Genomic DNA, 15,364 nt, shown 5'->3' with positions numbered 1-15,364 from the left:
AATAAATTAAAAGGATAGAAAATGGAAAAGAAAAGTATTTTAGTAATAGAAGATGACCAAGAAATAAATTTATTATTAAAGAGTATTTTGGAACAGGAAAATTATCAGGTTACATCAGCATATTCTGGTAGTGAGGGAATATTGAGGATTGAAAATAGTGATTATAACCTTATTTTGCTTGACTTAATGCTACCAGGAATGACTGGTGAGGAATTGCTTGAAAAGATAAGAGCTAGTGGAAATCAAACTCCTGTTATGGTTATTTCAGCAAAACAAGACATTGCAGAAAAGGTCAAAGTTTTACGCCTTGGTGCAGATGATTATATCACTAAACCATTCAATAGTGAGGAAGTACTAGGTCGAGTTGAGGTACAAATAAGGCACGGAGCAAGCATTTCTCCAAAGGGTAAGAAGCTAATTCACTGGCGAGATTTACAGATGGATACAGAAAAAAGGGAAGCGAGTTTACAGGGAAAAACTTTATCTTTAACAAATGCTGAATTTGATATTTTAGCCCTCTTTATGAGACAGCCGGAACATGCCTTTAGCAAGAAAGAAATCTATGAAAATGTTTGGGATGGCCCTTATTATGGCGATGACAATACTGTAAGCGTCCATGTTTCCAACCTTCGCAAGAAGCTGGGGCAGATAAATAGTGACGAATACATCAAAACCGTCTGGGGTGTTGGCTTTATCATGGTCTAAAACTTTATGAAATCTTTATGTTTTGTTTAAAGCTATTTAAGATTTTCTTAGATAAAATAAGCTCATAAGGAAAGAAAAGGAGATTTCAATGAGTAAAGTTATAAAAACTGTTAATTTAGACAAAACTTATAAGGAAGTTAAGGCGATTGACTCGGTTAATCTTGATATTAATTCAGGTGATATATGTGCTTTGATTGGGAAAAATGGTGCAGGGAAGTCCACTCTATTTAAGATGCTTTCAGGGCAGGTACTTCCAACCAACGGAGAAATGGAACTCTTTGGTTTTTCGAAAAATGAACTTTCAAAAGGTCGTCAGAGAATTGGATTCATGATTGAAGAGCCAGCATTTATTGATAATTTTACAGCCAAACAAAATCTTGAATATTTTCGTATTCAAAGGGGAGTTGTTGAAAAAAAGAGAATTGATGAAGTCTTACATATCGTTGACTTAGAGAATACGGGTAAGAAAAAGTTCAAACAGTTCTCAATGGGAATGAAACAACGTTTGGGTCTGGCACTTGCTTTACTTGCTAGCCCAGACTGCTTAGTTCTTGATGAACCAACCAATGGTTTAGATGCAGAAGGAATTAATGAAATTAGACGTTTAATGTTACGTTTAAACGAGGAAGAAGGATTGACCATCTTAATTTCTAGTCATATTTTATCTGAATTGCAGTTAGTTTCTAACCGCTTCATATTTATAAACAAAGGTAAAATTGTCGAAGATATATCTAAAAAAGAGCTTGATGAAAAATGCCGCAAACAGATTAAAATTCAAGTTAATAATCCCTCAAAGGCACTACAAAGCTTAGAAGAAAGTTTTCCAGATATTGTCCTTACAGTTTTAGAAGGAGATTGGATTCGAGTAGAAAATCATTTGGAAGAAAGTGCTAGCTTAAATCAGCTCTTAATGAAAAATGGAGTTGAGGTCAAGGAACTTGCAGTAGAAAATATCTCCCTTGAAGATTATTTCTTAAAATTAGTAGAAAATTGAGGAATTTACAATGAAAGATTACCTCAAGAGTGAGATTTATAATATCTTACACAAGAAAAGCTTTTACATATTTCTTGGTGGAGCATTGCTTTTAGTAAACCTTGTATTATTAAGCATTGCTTCTATTATTAAAGATCCAAATCAAAGGCAGCTTCAATATTACGGTACATTTCTTGCGACTCCAATTCTTGCAATAATTTTTGCAGTTCTTCTAAGTGGGTTATTGACTGGTAAGGAACTGAAAATATTAAAAAATTCGGTTGCTTATGGGATAAGTCGTAAAGATATCTTTTGGGCAAAATATATTGTCGTCCTAAGCTCTTTTATTTTGATTTATCTATTAATACTAATATCAACAACTTTGATTATCATGTCAGTAGCAACATCTGCGGATTTTGATTTGAAACTTCAAATTATTGCTGCTCTGGAAATTCTACCTCTCCTTATTAGTGCACTTACAATTGTCTATTGCATGAATATTTTAGGAGTAAATGAAATTTATACACTAATAACTGTTTTAATATTTTATGGGGGTTTAGGAAAGGCATTAATCAAGCTTTCTTCATTATTTGATTTGAATGTTAAAATATTTAACTTTTTTCCAGATATATTAATTTCAAATATCCAGAATTTGATGGAGTCAAGTAAATCTGCAAGCTACGACTATAGAGCATTATGGGTATCTGTATTGATAATTTTTATTGCTTTGACTTTGAGCTTGAAGATTTTTGAGAGGAAGGATATTTAACATGATAAATTATATGCGCAGTGAAAAATTTCTTTTGCTAAGAAAAGTTTCTTTCTATATTATCGCCTTGGTAGCCGTATTGATTCCGTTACTTTACTTGATGATTCTTAATCAATTTAAGAATGTTGAAGGATTTCCATACGGTAATGCAAGGCACATTTACGGTTTTATCATCTATTCACCATATTTAGAATCATTTATTGGACTATTGATAGTTGCTCTATTGACCGAGAATAAGAATAATTATCTTAAAAATACTATCTCTTTTGGAACAAAAAGAAATTCCATATATTTTGGTAAATTAGCGATTGGTCTGATTTTCTTTGTAGTACTTTGTCTTGTAAGTATTTTCTGTGTGAGTACTCTTACTCAAGTTACCTTACCAACAAGTGATACTTTATTTAGGAACTATCTAATCTCTATTATTAATGTTGTTCCACTAGTTATTAGTATGGTGGTATTTGGATATGCTTTATTAATTAATGCAGGGAATCCTACCTTGGTACTTATTTTAATTGGATTTTTACCATCAATAATAAAAATAGCTAATAAATTTATTAGCGCACTAGATATAAATCTATCAATTTTTAGCTACTTTCCTTCAACATTGTATGCTGAGAATTTTGCTCGGTTTTATGATGGAAGTAGTTATTTGATGATAGTGCCATGGATTGTTGGCATAATAATTTCAGTAGTTTCATACCTAGTTGGTATGAGGTCATTCAACAAAAAAGATATATAGAATATAATAAGGAGATTTAAAATGAGAGTTAAAACGTTTATTGGTCTTAGTGAAAAAAGGCTAGATAGAAGAATAAATGAATTTATTAGTGGTTTAGAAGAAAATAATTTTGAGGTCATAAATATTAAATTTTCTTCCAATATTTATGGTTATTCAGCCATGATTATTTATAAAGAATTGTGATTATAAAAGAAGGAGAAGAGGATGATTAAGCTAGCGATAATTATAGTTTTAATATTGATAATAGCAGTGATTATTGCTAAGTTTTTCATCTATAAAAAAGAAGTTGTTAGCTTGAATCAACAACTTGATGATATGAAAAAAGACCTTGAATCAAATAGCTTGCTGAAAGTTGGTCTTAATGATAAAGATTTGAACCTCTTAGCTTCACAGATTAATGAAATTATCAAGGTATATAAGGAAGAGCAAAGAATTTCTCGCAGGAATAATCTCAAATTAAAAGAGGAAATTACCAATATTTCACACGATTTTAGAACACCATTAACTTCTATCAAAGGGTTCTCTGCACTGCTTTCAGCAGAAAATAATTTGTCTGAAGAAAAGAAAGCTGAGTATTTGGATATTATTCAAAAGAAAATTGATAATTTGCTTTCAACTGTGAATTTATTTTACGATATGTCAAAAATTGATTCATTAGATGAACAGATAAAATTAGAAAAACTAGATTTCTCAATGGTATTCTTCGAACTGCTTTTTATGTTTCATCAGGATTTTGAAGAAAAGAATATTAAAGTTGATGTAGTTAACGAAGAAAATTTTTCAAATGATATTTGGGCAGATAGGAAGTCGGTTGAGAGGGTTATTCTTAATCTCATTCAAAATTCTTTGCGTTATGCGAGTTCTTATTTGAATATTAGTTCGATGGTTATGGGAGATAAGTTGCGCGTGGTTTTTTCTAACGATACCGATAAAATTAGTGAGGGTGATATTTCACAGATTTTTGATAGGACTTATACCGCAGACAAGAGTAGATCTGATGGACAAAACGGTTTAGGACTTTATATTGCTAAACAACTTGTACAGTCATCTGGTGGTGAAATCAAGGCAAGTTTACTTGGAAATGAATTTAAAATTGAAGTTGATTTTCCCTTATTTTCAGGGAATGCTAAGGAGACTAGGTAATGGATAAGAAAGTTGAAAAACATGTTCTTGGAATTATGGTTGGTGTTTGGATAGGGATATTTGTAGGTAGAAATATTTTAGAAAAGATGCCAATAGATATTTGGTGGTCAAGAATTGGAGGACTACTTGTTGCACTCTTTGGAGCATTTTTATACTTTAAGTATGATGAAAGTATAAAGAGTAAAGTAGGAATAGGTACTTTTGGAATTTTAATTTCTGTTGGCATAGGAACATTTGTAAGTAGAAATATTTTAGAAAAAATGCCAATTAATATTTGGTGGTCAAGAATTGGAGGGCTGCTTGTGACTCTACTTTTAGTATTTTCATATATTAGGATTGAGAATGATAGCAATAAATAAATGAAAAAATAAAAAAACATTGACATGTATTTACAGTGTTGATATTATGAAATAAATAAGAGAAGGAGAAAGGCAATGGTTTACTTCCGATTTACAAATACAATTTTGTTATGTCGGCGTGTGTTAGATAAATCTAACATATGTTTTTACCATGCTATTCTGCCTAAAAATTAATCAATATAATTATAAGTGTTAGTAAACACTTTGTTTATAATTGTAAATTAAGAGCCGACTAGTAGTGGGTTCTTTTTGCTTACCTTACAAAATTTACTAAAACATAAAACAATGTTAGATCCAGATTAGTTATTAACTACCATTAAATAAAAATGGCATGAGTCTCTTGTAGACTAGAATTGGAGAAAACAATGTTTTTTAGAGAAAAGCTTGATAATGTCAAGATTATAAATTTTACTAGAATAATGAAATCAATGATAGTACTATGGCCAGTTATCATATTGATATACCTGTCAAAAGGCTTATCTTTCTTTGAAGTTGGTATATTAAATAGTATAGGAAGTATAGTAATTGCAATCATGGAAGTTCCATTAGGAGTATTTGCGGATAGATTGGGGAGAAGGAAGAATCTAGTAATTGGTTATTTCTTAAATCTTATTTTTATAATAATTCTCTGTCTGGGTAAAACCTTTACCACAATCATGATCTCAGAAATAATATTTTCTATTGCTACTTGTTTTATAAGTGGAACTGACTCATCGATTTTATACGATAGTCTCAAAAAATATGGAAAAGAAAATGAGTATTCTGAAATTCTATCCAAAAACTCATCTCGAACAATCTTTATTTCAATATTCATTTCTATCATAGCCACTTATCTTTACCAAATGAATAAACACCTAATTTATATTATTAGTATTGCAATCTATTTCATAATTTTTTTATCAGTCTTTTTTATCAAAGAATCGGATATTTATAAAGAAGAAGGAGAAGATAGTCTCACAGAATTTAGTAGTTTTGGCATTCTAAAATCTTCTATTTTTACTAAATATAAAACTTTTATTTTCCTTTCACTTTTTTCTTCGTTAATGATTTTGTTAGCAAGTAATTTGGATCAATTTACATCGCCAATTTTGATTTCTCACGGATTAGAACTAAAATATACAGGTTTTATAATTGCAGGTTCAAAAGTTCTTTCGATAATTCTTCTAAGAAATCGAGAATATATTTTAAATATATTTAAAGAGAAAACTTTTATGATAATAACCCTTTTAACTACAGCTATACTTACACTTTTGCTATTAATTGATGGACTCTATTATTGGATAATTGTGATATCTGTAGTTGCCGCATTTGATGATTTTGTTCAACCGATCATTGCGGAAAAAATTAACGCTATTATTGATTCGAAGAATAGAACAACTATGCTTTCTATTTCAAGTCTTTTGGATAATGCATTTTTTACAATAGGAGATCCAGCGTTTGGATACGGAGTAGATAGATTAGGTTATAGTAAGTCTTACGGGATTTTTGGAGTTGTCATGTTTGTAGGTGTTATTATTTGTGAGAGGATAAGAAAGAATAGAAGTTAATATAAAAAAACAGCGAATGCTGTTTTTTTATATCTCCAATAGATTTACAAATTCTTGGGAAACCATTTCAACTTGAGGTCTTATCATTTCAAAAGACTTATCGATATCAATAAATTTTCCATCTTCGTCAAACATTTTTTGTGAGATTGATAGTGGCGGGTTAACTGACATATTATACATTCCCAACCCTTGAGTAACCAACTTCATAGATATCAAACCTTGGAAGCCACCATGACCACCATAAACCATTATACTAACAGGTTTTTTATCCCATTCACTATATAAATAGTCAAGAGCATTCTTCAAAACTGCTGGGTAGCCCCAATTATATTGTGGGAACAATAGTACAAAACCATCATAAGATTTGATTAACTCACTCCAATCCTTTGTGTGTTGGTTTTGGTAATTTCTATGGGCAGGTATATCTAGTTCGTCTAAAAAAGGTAAGTTTACTTTCGCTAAATCAATTATATCTAATTGAAGTTTTTCATGTTTCATCGTTGATTGAACCCAATTGGCAATATCCAGCCCAATTCTTTTTGGTCTATTAGTACCTAAAATAATTCCGATTTTTTTGTTAGTCATATTATTATCTCCATTTTCAATTTATGTGCAACTTGCACTTAAATAATATCATTAAAGTGATATAATAACAAGTATGAACAATCAGATATTTGATTTACTATTTGAACTAGTAAACTTTTTTAACGACCCGAAGAACGACAATATACTATTAAAGAATTTAAAGATTAAAGAAAGTCCTAATCTTATGCCAATTATTATGAGAATTGGAAAGATGGGTAAAACCACTGTTGGTCAACTAGCTGGACAATTAGGGAAGAACCATTCTTCAGTGAGTAGACAAATTGATAAATTTGAGAAAGAAGGATTGCTAATTTCACGAGAATCTCAGGAAGATATGCGAGTTAGAGAAATTAGCTTATCTAAAACTGGGCAAAAAATTTATCAGCAAATAATAGAAGAAAGAGAAAAGGCACTAAATAAAGCATTCGCAAATTTAGAAGACGATCAACTTGAGCAAATAAAACAATCATTAGAATTACTTGTAGATTCAGTAAATACAGCAAGAGAAGAGTAGTTTCATGGACAACGAAGTGACAGAACGAATTTAAACTTCAGATAGGAGTAAAATAATGTCAAAACTCATAATTTTAAAAGGAAATTCAGCAAGTGGCAAGACTACAACTGCTAAAAAATTACTGTTATCCTTACCAAAAGGAAGTGCTATGTTAATATCACAGGATATGGTAAGAAGAGAAATCTTAGCAGTCGATGATTTACCAAATAATCCTTCGCTTGCTTTAATATTTGAAATGGCAAAATATGGCAACAAAAATTTTGAATATGTGATTATTGAAGGTATCTTTTCAACAGCCAGATATAAACAGATGTTTGAAGAATTATATGACTTATTTAACGGAAATGTTTCATCCTTTTATTTCGATATTTCATTTGAAGAAACTCTCAAACGGCATAGTGGACGAGATAAATCAAAAGAATTTGGCGAAAAAGAAATGAAGTCATGGTGGTTAGAACAAGACAGACTGCATTTTCTTGGAGAAATTACAATAACTGAAAATCAGGATCAGGATGAGGTTTTGCAGTTAATAATTCGAAATACAAAAGGTGATTAAAATGATAACCAAGATTGATTTGCTTAAACATTTTGAAGAACTAGGATTAAGAAAAGGTGATAATGTAATCGTACATACTTCAATGAGTAAAATGGGCTATATTTGTGGTGGTGCTCAGACAGTAATAGAGGCTCTGCTTGAAACTGTAGGTGGTAATGGTACAGTTTTAATGCCAACACAGAGTTGGAAAAATCTTGATCCTAATTCTGGCGTTCATTACGAAGTAGAGAGAGTTGATTGGGATATTTTAAGAGAAAATTTGCCCGCTTATGATAAGTATATAACTCCAACAAACACAATGGGGCTAGTTGCAGAAATGTTTCGTACTTGGCCTGGAACTTTTAGGAGCGATCATCCAGCACGCTCTTTTTCTGCAAATGGTATGAATGCAGAGTATTTGATAGAAAATCATGATTTAAGTGATATTTTCGGAAAGACCTCTCCTTTAGGAAAATTATATGAGTTAAATGGGAAGATAATTTTGCTTGGGGTGAACTATGATAAAAATACCTCAATCCATTTGGCGGATGAACTAGCAGACTATCCAAGTAAGAAAACGGAAGTAAATAGCAGTGTAATAACTAAAAATGGTAAAAGACAATGGATTGATTATGAGACACTTGTTGTGGATGGTGATGACTTTACTCAAATTGGGAATGCTTTTGAAAAAGAACATTCTGTTAATCAAACAAAAATTGGCGATGCTATTGTAAAATGTATGAATCAAAGAGAACTAATAGATTTTGCAGTAAGTTGGATTGAAGAAAATAGGAAATGATTCGTAGTAATAATTTGACCAAATATTGTTAGGGAGTATTATATACTGTGTAGATATGTAAACTGACAACGGAGGAAGAAACATGGAATATGCAAAATTAAACAATGGGATTGAAATGCCAATGGCAGGATTTGGTGTATATCAAATTCCAAAAGAAGATTGTAAACAAGCAGTTCTTGATGCATTAGAAGTAGGGTATAGACTAATAGATACTGCTCAGTCATATTTTAATGAAAAAGAAGTTGGATATGCCCTTGCTGAAACAAAAGTTCCAAGGGAAGAAATTTTCCTAACAACCAAAGTTTGGATTGATAATTATGGACAAGGTATAACAAGACAGTCAATTTTAGATTCAATGAGAAGATTAAAAGTAGATTACATTGATTTAGTCCTTTTACATCAACCTTTTTCAGATTATTATGCTGCTTACCATGAACTTGAAAAATTATATAAGGAAGGCAAAATTAGAGCAATCGGTGTTAGTAATTTTGCTCCTGATAGATTAGCAGATATTGCAGCTTTTAATAGCGTAGTTCCGCAAGTCAATCAAGTTGAAGTCAATCCTTTCAACCAACAAATAAAAGCACAAGAATATATGCTTAAAGAAGAAATTCAAATGGAAGCCTGGGCTCCATTTGGAGAAGGTCGAAATGATATTTTCAATAATGAAACTTTGACTTCAATTGGTAAAAAATATGGTAAGTCTGCTGCTCAAGTAATTCTTAGATGGTTACTTCAAAGAGATATTGTTTCACTTGCTAAATCAACCAAGAAATCTAGAATGGAAGAAAATTTTTCAATTTTTGATTTTGAGTTATCAGACCAAGATATGAAGGAAATTCAAAAAATTGATCAAGAATCAAGCTTATTCTTTGATCATCAAGCACCAGAAACAGTAGAAATGTTTGTTAAATTTATTGAAGAACGTAGAAAATAATTAAAAAGTTGAAATTCGTATAAGAATTTCAACTTTTTCTATGCAAACCATAATAAAAAAGTTAAAATTAATTAAAACTTTTTAATCATGTAAATTTATGGGAGAATGAAATGGCAGAAAACAACATAAATCAAACAAAAGACAAACGTATACCATGGAATCAATATTTTATGGCACAAGCCTTATTGCTTTCTCTTCGTAGCACATGTACTCGTCTTGAAGTAGGGGCAACACTTGTAAAAGATAGACGAATATTTGCTGGTGGATATAATGGTTCAGTAAGTGGGGATAGTCACTGTATTGATGAAGGTTGTTATGTTGTGGATGGTCACTGTATCCGCACCATACACGCAGAAATAAACGCCATACTTCAATGTGCTAAACTAGGTGTCTCAACTGATGGTGCAGAAATCTATGTCACACATTTTCCTTGTCTTCCTTGTACAAAAGCAATTTTACAAGCTGGAATCAAAAAGATTTACTATCTAAATGATTATAAAAATAATGAATATGCCAAAGAACTAATTGACCATGTAGGTGTAGAAGTTGAACAAGTAAAACTTGATCCTAAATACTTTGAAAATATATCATTTGGGAATTTTTTTAAGAAGAACTAATTTTTATAGTTCTTTTTTTGTTTTGTCCTCAATCATACTTTCCACCGTGTATCTTGCCCATCTAGATATTTCTTCAAGGAAATGTTGGAGTTCATCTTGACTAAAATGTGTAATTATTAGATAGCAAGCCTGTCCACTAGTCTTATATAGTGATGACACATTCTCAAATTTATTTATATAATTTTCAAAGTCTATAAATTTGTTAGAATTCATAAAGATCCTAATAAATTGAGTATATTTAAAGTTTTCTTTTACTGTATAAGATTCAATTATCCCTTTTTCTATTAATTTTGAAATACGTAATCCAACAGCTTGTCCGCTCAAATGAACAAATTTTCCAATTTCTTTATTTGTTAATTTACTATCTTCTTTTAATCTTTTTATTATTAATTTATCAGTGTCATCCATTTTATATATTCTTTCATTGTGAAAAGCAAATAATCCAAATTCTTTCACTAGGTTATTTTATATTTTTACTTTATTAATTATACTTATTATATCAAATAAAGGAGAATTAGATATGAAGCAAGCTTTAATAATAATTGATGTTCAAAACGATTATTTTAAAAATGGGAAAATGGAATTAAATAATACAGAAAATGCACTTATTATAATAAACAAACTGGAACGAAAATTTTACGAAGCTAATCTTCCTGTTATTTACATCCGACATATAAAAAATGATTTAAAAGCTGATTTCTTTGCTAAAAATTCACACGGTTCAGAATTGGAAGAAAGATTATTACTTAATCATTCTTCTATAATAATAGAAAAACAATTTCCAAATTCTTTTTATAAAACAAAATTATTATCAACTTTAAAAAAATTAAAAGTAGAGCAAGTTATAATTTGTGGAATGATGACACATATGTGTGTTGATTCAACAACTAGAGCAAGCAATGAATTAGGACTTAAACCTATACTCATCGCCGATGGAACAGCGACAAAAGATTTATATTTTGATGAAGAATTAATATCTTCAAAATATGTACAATTATCTTTTTTGGCCTCCTTGAAAAATTTTGCGAAAGTCATAACCTACGATGAATTTAATGAATAAAAAGAGTAGAAAAATATCTACTCTTTTTATTTTGCCATATCATTAAGGAAAAGGTCTGTTACAAAAGATAGGGCTTACATGTTATAATATACACATGAAAAACTTTTAAAGAAAAAGGAGAAAATGATGTCAAAAGGATTTCCAAAAGATTTTTTATGGGGTGGAGCAGTAGCAGCTCACCAACTTGAAGGTGGATGGCAAGAAGGTGGTAAAGGACCTAGTGTTGCAGACGTTATGACAGTTGGTTCATCTACTAGTTACCGTTCAATTACTGAAGGAATTGTTGATGGAGAATATTATCCAAATCACGAAGCAATTGATTTTTACCATGAATATAAGGAAGATATTGCTTTATTTAAAGAAATGGGCTTCAAGTGCTTCCGTACATCAATTGCTTGGACAAGAATTTTTCCAAACGGTGATGAAACAGAACCAAATGAAGAAGGACTTAAATTTTATGATGATTTATTTGATGAATGTCTGAAAAATGGAATCGAGCCAGTAGTCACACTTTCGCATTTCGAGTTGCCATACCACTTAGTAACTGAATATGGTGGATTTAGAAATCGCAAACTCATCGAAATGAGTTTGTCTAAAACACTCTATTAAGATATTCGAATTTCCATACAATCTTTAATTTATCTTTATAGATGTATATCTTTTCTATCAATCTATTGCAAAGTATTTTTTGTTTATCGTAATCCTCTGCGCCAAAATCGAAATCCTTAACTATTTTTTCATATTCCTTTAATTTTTCAATTTCTTTTGTTGTATCGTCAGTGTTAAGCTGATTAATGAGAAACTCTTTTTCTTTTTGAAAACGTATATTTCTAATCTTGGATTCTTCTAAATCGATTATATTATTTATATATAAATCAGTTATTTTATTTATTTTGTCATCGATTAGTTTGATGTCTTTTTTTATTTGTGGAATATTTATTTCCTTATTTTTGCTTTTTTTACTAGTAATAGAGTTGAATAGACTTGGTGTATTTTGTAATTTTAAAAGTTCATTTATTACAGTTGTCTCTAATTGTTCCATGAAATAATAACCAGAATCACATTTTTTACCCTCATTATAAATTTTATTAGTTGTAGTTTTTTTAGGAAATCTATTCTTACATTGATATTTTCTTAGCTGTGTTCCATCCTTACGAACATGTCCTAATAAAGTATCCATAGGCGCATGGCAATAGCCACAGAATACGAGTCCAGACAACATATATTTGGTTTGAAATGGTTTAGTTACATTTAATGCTTCTAGTCGTTTAGGTTGTCGAATTTCAAGTTCCTCTTTTGTTCGCTCAAAACTTTCTTTGGTAATTATTGGATCATGTTTACCTTCAAAAATATTACCTTTATATTCGACTATTCCGCAATAAGTAGAATTTAAAAGTATATTTTTTATACTAGTTCTGCTCCATTTTCTTTTTTTGGCAATGTGCCCATCGATATTAAGTTTATCAGCAATTTTTGAAATAGAGATCCCAGATTGATACATTGAGAAAATGTCTTCAACAATTTTAGATTGAACTGAATTAATCTCCAGTTGGCCGGTCTTTCTGTTATAAGTGTAACCAAACGGAGGTACAGCCCAGCTGGCTGCCTTACCCGAACGAACTCGTCCTAAGCGTCCAAGTTGCATTCTTTCTTTTATTTGCTCTCTTTCAAGTTGAGCAAAAACTGAGAGTATACCAATCATTGCTTTTCCAAAAGAAGTAGATGTGTCAAAATTTTCATTGAGTGAGACAAAATCAACATTATTTTTTGAGAATACATCTTCAATAAGATATAATGTATCTTTCTGTGAACGAGAAAGTCTATCTAATTTATATACAAGAACAGTGTCAAACTTTTTTTCTTCACAATCAGAAATTAATCTTTTTATAGAAGGTCTCTCAATATTCGAACCAGAGAAACCAGGATCAATGTATGTATCATATAGATGCCAATCTCTAATCTCACAATATTTCTTTAGTTTTTCAATCTGTTCATTAATTGAATATCCATGTTCAGCTTGCTCAAGAGTAGATACACGGACATAAATTGCTATTTTCTTTATCATATATTAATTATCTTTTTTGTCTCTAATATGATAAAATAGAGTACAGAAAAAGCCTTTCTTATTGGTTTTTTAAAGATAACGTCACTCGGACCGACCAAAGTTGGAGTGACGTTTTTTATTTACTTAAAAATATCAAATATTGATTTGGTAGTTTTATTATAAACTTTATTGTAAGTAGCTTTTTTTGGATCTTTTAAAAGGCCAGTTCCTTTTTTTCCATATCCTGGGATAATAGATTTCTTTGCAGCTCTTTTAACTTTTCCAGTAGTCATCGCTTTTAAGCTTTTCTTTGGGCTAGGTGTTCTGATTCCAATTTTCATTTTGATATATCACTTTCTAGATATAATTTTTATCAGAGTTTCTTTATTTTGTTAATAATTCTTTAATTTTATTTTTAATCTCCTCTTTGTCTTTGTCAGAGAGTTTTTTTATTTCATCAATTAATTGATTATTATTCATACTTTTAATCTATAGGTGTAAAACTATCAATCACTTCACCGGCGATATTCCAATAAGTGTATTCATCGGGTGGAATAGGTAGTATTTTATCTTCGTATTTGGGATTTAAAGAGTGAAGGATAAGCTTGTTATCTTCAGTCCAAGTTTGTTTAATAAATGATTTACCATCATAGTCAACTATAAAAATACCGCCTTCTGGGGTAGAGAAGGATTGCTTACAAAGCACTACGTCGCCATCATGGAAAGCAGGTTCCATAGAATCTCCAGTTACAAAAGTCGCGAAATCGTAGTCAGGTAAATCATTTCGATCTGTATAAACTGAATAGAATTCATTATCATCATAACTATAACCAAATCCAGCAGCTGATTTTGCAACAACTCCATCAAGACGTTTTCTAAAGTTATTGAATTGAATAGGTGCTGGGTATACTTCATTCTCTTCAGTAGCTTTTAATTTAGCAAATTCAAGAACTTCTTTCTTGCTTTCATGAGAAAGTTTGTCAATAGCCTCTATTATATCATCAGTAATTGATGAATCAGAATTATTAACAATTGGTGATGACTCTTCAATTGAATTAATTTCAATTGGAACATCGTAGCCCATTAGCCAAGCAACATCAACATCTAAACTTTTTGCTAAAGCATATAATTTATTTTGTTTTGCTTCATACTTGCCATTTAGATAATCACTTATTGAATTTCTTCCAATGCCAGTTTGTCGGCTAAGTTCGGCTTGAGAGTAGCCTCTTAAGTCTAAAGCTTCTCTCAATCTATTTTTAAAACTGTTCATAATTCTGAACACCTCCTGAATATATAATAGCATTCTATTTTAATATTGACAACAATAAGTTCAGAAAAATGTACAAAATGTATTGACAAATATATTATTTAGTTATAAACTCGACTTGTACAGAAAGCTGAACAGAAAGGAAGAGATATGGAAAAATATGTATATGACTATACTGAGCTAGAAGAGAGAATGAAGAATAGGAAGTATTCTCAATCTACTTTGTCTGATGAAGTGAATATGGCACGGAATTCATTAAACTTAAAACTGAACAATAAAGGTAACTTTACTCAAAAGGAGATTAAGAGAATAGCAGAAAAATTAGAAATTCCTATGACACAAATAGGCAAATATTTTTTTACACCTGTTGTACAGAAAACCGAACAAACAACTTGAAGTATTGTGCGTGACATAGAAAGGAGATAAAAATGGAAGAAGTATCATCAAAATTAAAAGATTTAATAGTTGAAATTTGTAATGAACCTACAACAAAAAACAATCCAGATATGGTGTCAGCATTATCTGAATTGTATAGATCGTTATCTAATTTGTTTTAGTTTTTAATAAAAGCATATTTAACAGTACTTAAATTGACTATTGCATCAAATTCATTTGTTTTAATAACTAATGAATTTTCGTCAGATGGTAATTCATCAACGAGACCGATAGCAACTCGCCTGAATTCTTTGTTAAATACTAAAATTATCTTATTACCATTTTTAAGATTTTCAATAATATAATTTTTCATAAGAACATACCTCCTTTCTA

22 protein-coding genes and 1 pseudogene are annotated in these 15,364 nt (G+C 30.4%); 17 read left to right on the top strand and 6 right to left on the bottom strand.

Translation table 11 applies throughout. The annotated features are described in order from the left end of the window. The first annotated feature begins 21 nt into the window (after positions 1 to 21). The 8 genes from BG261_RS05170 (at position 22) to BG261_RS05140 (ending at position 6,238) form a co-directional block, all read left to right on the top strand. Positions 22 to 705: a response regulator transcription factor gene (locus BG261_RS05170; protein WP_070792095.1), complete on the top strand. Its 684-nt coding sequence runs from the start codon at positions 22 to 24 to the stop codon at positions 703 to 705. Positions 706 to 793: 88 nt separating this feature from the next. Then, positions 794 to 1,699 carry an ATP-binding cassette domain-containing protein gene (locus BG261_RS05165; RefSeq protein WP_070792094.1) on the top strand — a complete coding sequence of 302 codons (906 nt, stop codon included), beginning with the start codon at positions 794 to 796 and terminating at the stop codon, positions 1,697 to 1,699. A gap of 10 nt (positions 1,700 to 1,709) precedes the next feature. Further along, positions 1,710 to 2,447, top strand: coding sequence for a hypothetical protein (locus BG261_RS05160; RefSeq protein ID WP_070792093.1), 738 nt, complete (start codon positions 1,710 to 1,712; stop codon positions 2,445 to 2,447). A gap of 1 nt (position 2,448) precedes the next feature. Next, a complete protein-coding gene (locus BG261_RS05155) occupies positions 2,449 to 3,189 on the top strand; it encodes an ABC-2 transporter permease family protein (protein ID WP_070792092.1) in 741 nt (246 codons plus the stop codon). Positions 3,190 to 3,210: 21 nt separating this feature from the next. Then, a complete protein-coding gene (locus BG261_RS11120) occupies positions 3,211 to 3,372 on the top strand; it encodes a sporulation protein Cse60 (protein ID WP_075201840.1) in 162 nt (53 codons plus the stop codon). A gap of 21 nt (positions 3,373 to 3,393) precedes the next feature. Next, the gene (locus BG261_RS05150) at positions 3,394 to 4,332 is read left to right on the top strand and encodes a sensor histidine kinase (RefSeq protein WP_070792091.1); all 939 of its coding nucleotides are present in this window, start codon (positions 3,394 to 3,396) and stop codon (positions 4,330 to 4,332) included. Further along, positions 4,332 to 4,691, top strand: coding sequence for a hypothetical protein (locus tag BG261_RS05145; RefSeq protein ID WP_070792090.1), 360 nt, complete (start codon positions 4,332 to 4,334; stop codon positions 4,689 to 4,691). The genes BG261_RS05150 and BG261_RS05145 overlap by 1 nt, the downstream gene beginning before the upstream one ends. Positions 4,692 to 5,056: 365 nt before the next feature. After that, positions 5,057 to 6,238: an MFS transporter gene (locus BG261_RS05140; protein ID WP_070792089.1), complete on the top strand. Its 1,182-nt coding sequence runs from the start codon at positions 5,057 to 5,059 to the stop codon at positions 6,236 to 6,238. A gap of 27 nt (positions 6,239 to 6,265) precedes the next feature. Here BG261_RS05140 and BG261_RS05135 read toward each other — a convergent pair whose 3' ends face one another. Beyond that, on the bottom strand, positions 6,266 to 6,823 hold the full coding sequence (locus BG261_RS05135; RefSeq protein WP_070792088.1) for an NADPH-dependent FMN reductase: 558 nt from the start codon (positions 6,821 to 6,823) through the stop codon (positions 6,266 to 6,268). Between the two features lie 73 nt (positions 6,824 to 6,896). On the opposite strand from BG261_RS05135, the gene BG261_RS05130 reads away from it, so the two are divergent. The 5 genes from BG261_RS05130 to BG261_RS05110 all read left to right on the top strand — a co-directional run bounded on the left by BG261_RS05130 (position 6,897) and on the right by BG261_RS05110 (position 10,225). Further along, a complete protein-coding gene (locus BG261_RS05130) occupies positions 6,897 to 7,337 on the top strand; it encodes a MarR family winged helix-turn-helix transcriptional regulator (protein WP_070792087.1) in 441 nt (146 codons plus the stop codon). 55 nt (positions 7,338 to 7,392) lie between these two features. Beyond that, complete coding sequence (locus BG261_RS05125) at positions 7,393 to 7,893, top strand: AAA family ATPase (protein ID WP_070792086.1); 501 nt, start codon at positions 7,393 to 7,395, stop codon at positions 7,891 to 7,893. Position 7,894: 1 nt separating this feature from the next. Continuing rightward, positions 7,895 to 8,671: an AAC(3) family N-acetyltransferase gene (locus BG261_RS05120; RefSeq protein ID WP_070792085.1), complete on the top strand. Its 777-nt coding sequence runs from the start codon at positions 7,895 to 7,897 to the stop codon at positions 8,669 to 8,671. 82 nt (positions 8,672 to 8,753) lie between these two features. Beyond that, complete coding sequence (locus tag BG261_RS05115) at positions 8,754 to 9,608, top strand: aldo/keto reductase (RefSeq protein WP_070792084.1); 855 nt, start codon at positions 8,754 to 8,756, stop codon at positions 9,606 to 9,608. A 110-nt stretch (positions 9,609 to 9,718) separates the two neighbouring features. Next, entirely contained in the window at positions 9,719 to 10,225 is a 507-nt protein-coding gene (locus tag BG261_RS05110; protein WP_070792083.1) for a ComE operon protein 2, read from the top strand. 3 nt (positions 10,226 to 10,228) lie between these two features. On the opposite strand, the gene BG261_RS05105 is transcribed toward BG261_RS05110, so the two are convergent. After that, positions 10,229 to 10,633 carry an Lrp/AsnC family transcriptional regulator gene (locus BG261_RS05105; RefSeq protein WP_070792082.1) on the bottom strand — a complete coding sequence of 135 codons (405 nt, stop codon included), beginning with the start codon at positions 10,631 to 10,633 and terminating at the stop codon, positions 10,229 to 10,231. Positions 10,634 to 10,745: 112 nt separating this feature from the next. On the opposite strand from BG261_RS05105, the gene BG261_RS05100 reads away from it, so the two are divergent. Together BG261_RS05100 and BG261_RS05095 are read left to right on the top strand one after the other, a co-directional pair. Next, positions 10,746 to 11,285 (top strand): cysteine hydrolase family protein, encoded by a 540-nt coding sequence (locus BG261_RS05100; RefSeq protein ID WP_070792081.1) that lies wholly within the window; start codon positions 10,746 to 10,748, stop codon positions 11,283 to 11,285. Between the two features lie 126 nt (positions 11,286 to 11,411). Continuing rightward, positions 11,412 to 11,867: pseudogene (locus BG261_RS05095) on the top strand (family 1 glycosylhydrolase); the annotation flags it as partial. Positions 11,868 to 11,877: 10 nt separating this feature from the next. Here BG261_RS05095 and BG261_RS05090 read toward each other — a convergent pair. From BG261_RS05090 to BG261_RS05080, 3 genes are all read right to left on the bottom strand, one after another. Next, on the bottom strand, positions 11,878 to 13,350 hold the full coding sequence (locus tag BG261_RS05090) for a recombinase family protein (RefSeq protein WP_070792079.1): 1,473 nt from the start codon (positions 13,348 to 13,350) through the stop codon (positions 11,878 to 11,880). A 119-nt stretch (positions 13,351 to 13,469) separates the two neighbouring features. Further along, a complete protein-coding gene (locus tag BG261_RS05085) occupies positions 13,470 to 13,670 on the bottom strand; it encodes a hypothetical protein (RefSeq protein ID WP_070792078.1) in 201 nt (66 codons plus the stop codon). A gap of 143 nt (positions 13,671 to 13,813) precedes the next feature. Then, positions 13,814 to 14,599: a S24 family peptidase gene (locus BG261_RS05080; RefSeq protein WP_070792077.1), complete on the bottom strand. Its 786-nt coding sequence runs from the start codon at positions 14,597 to 14,599 to the stop codon at positions 13,814 to 13,816. Between the two features lie 147 nt (positions 14,600 to 14,746). On the opposite strand from BG261_RS05080, the gene BG261_RS05075 reads away from it, so the two are divergent. Both BG261_RS05075 and BG261_RS11665 read left to right on the top strand, forming a co-directional pair. Next, positions 14,747 to 14,992 (top strand): DUF739 family protein, encoded by a 246-nt coding sequence (locus BG261_RS05075; protein ID WP_070792076.1) that lies wholly within the window; start codon positions 14,747 to 14,749, stop codon positions 14,990 to 14,992. A gap of 32 nt (positions 14,993 to 15,024) precedes the next feature. Then, on the top strand, positions 15,025 to 15,153 hold the full coding sequence (locus BG261_RS11665; RefSeq protein ID WP_267887293.1) for a hypothetical protein: 129 nt from the start codon (positions 15,025 to 15,027) through the stop codon (positions 15,151 to 15,153). On the opposite strand, the gene BG261_RS05070 is transcribed toward BG261_RS11665, so the two are convergent. Then, positions 15,150 to 15,344 carry a hypothetical protein gene (locus BG261_RS05070; RefSeq protein WP_070792075.1) on the bottom strand — a complete coding sequence of 65 codons (195 nt, stop codon included), beginning with the start codon at positions 15,342 to 15,344 and terminating at the stop codon, positions 15,150 to 15,152. The two genes, BG261_RS11665 and BG261_RS05070, sit on opposite strands and share 4 nt — an antisense overlap. Positions 15,345 to 15,364 lie beyond the last annotated feature (20 nt).

The organism is Floricoccus tropicus, from assembly GCF_001832905.1.
Taxonomy (GTDB): Bacteria; Bacillota; Bacilli; order Lactobacillales; family Streptococcaceae; genus Floricoccus; species Floricoccus tropicus.
This window is presented reverse-complemented; position numbering and strand designations above follow the sequence as displayed.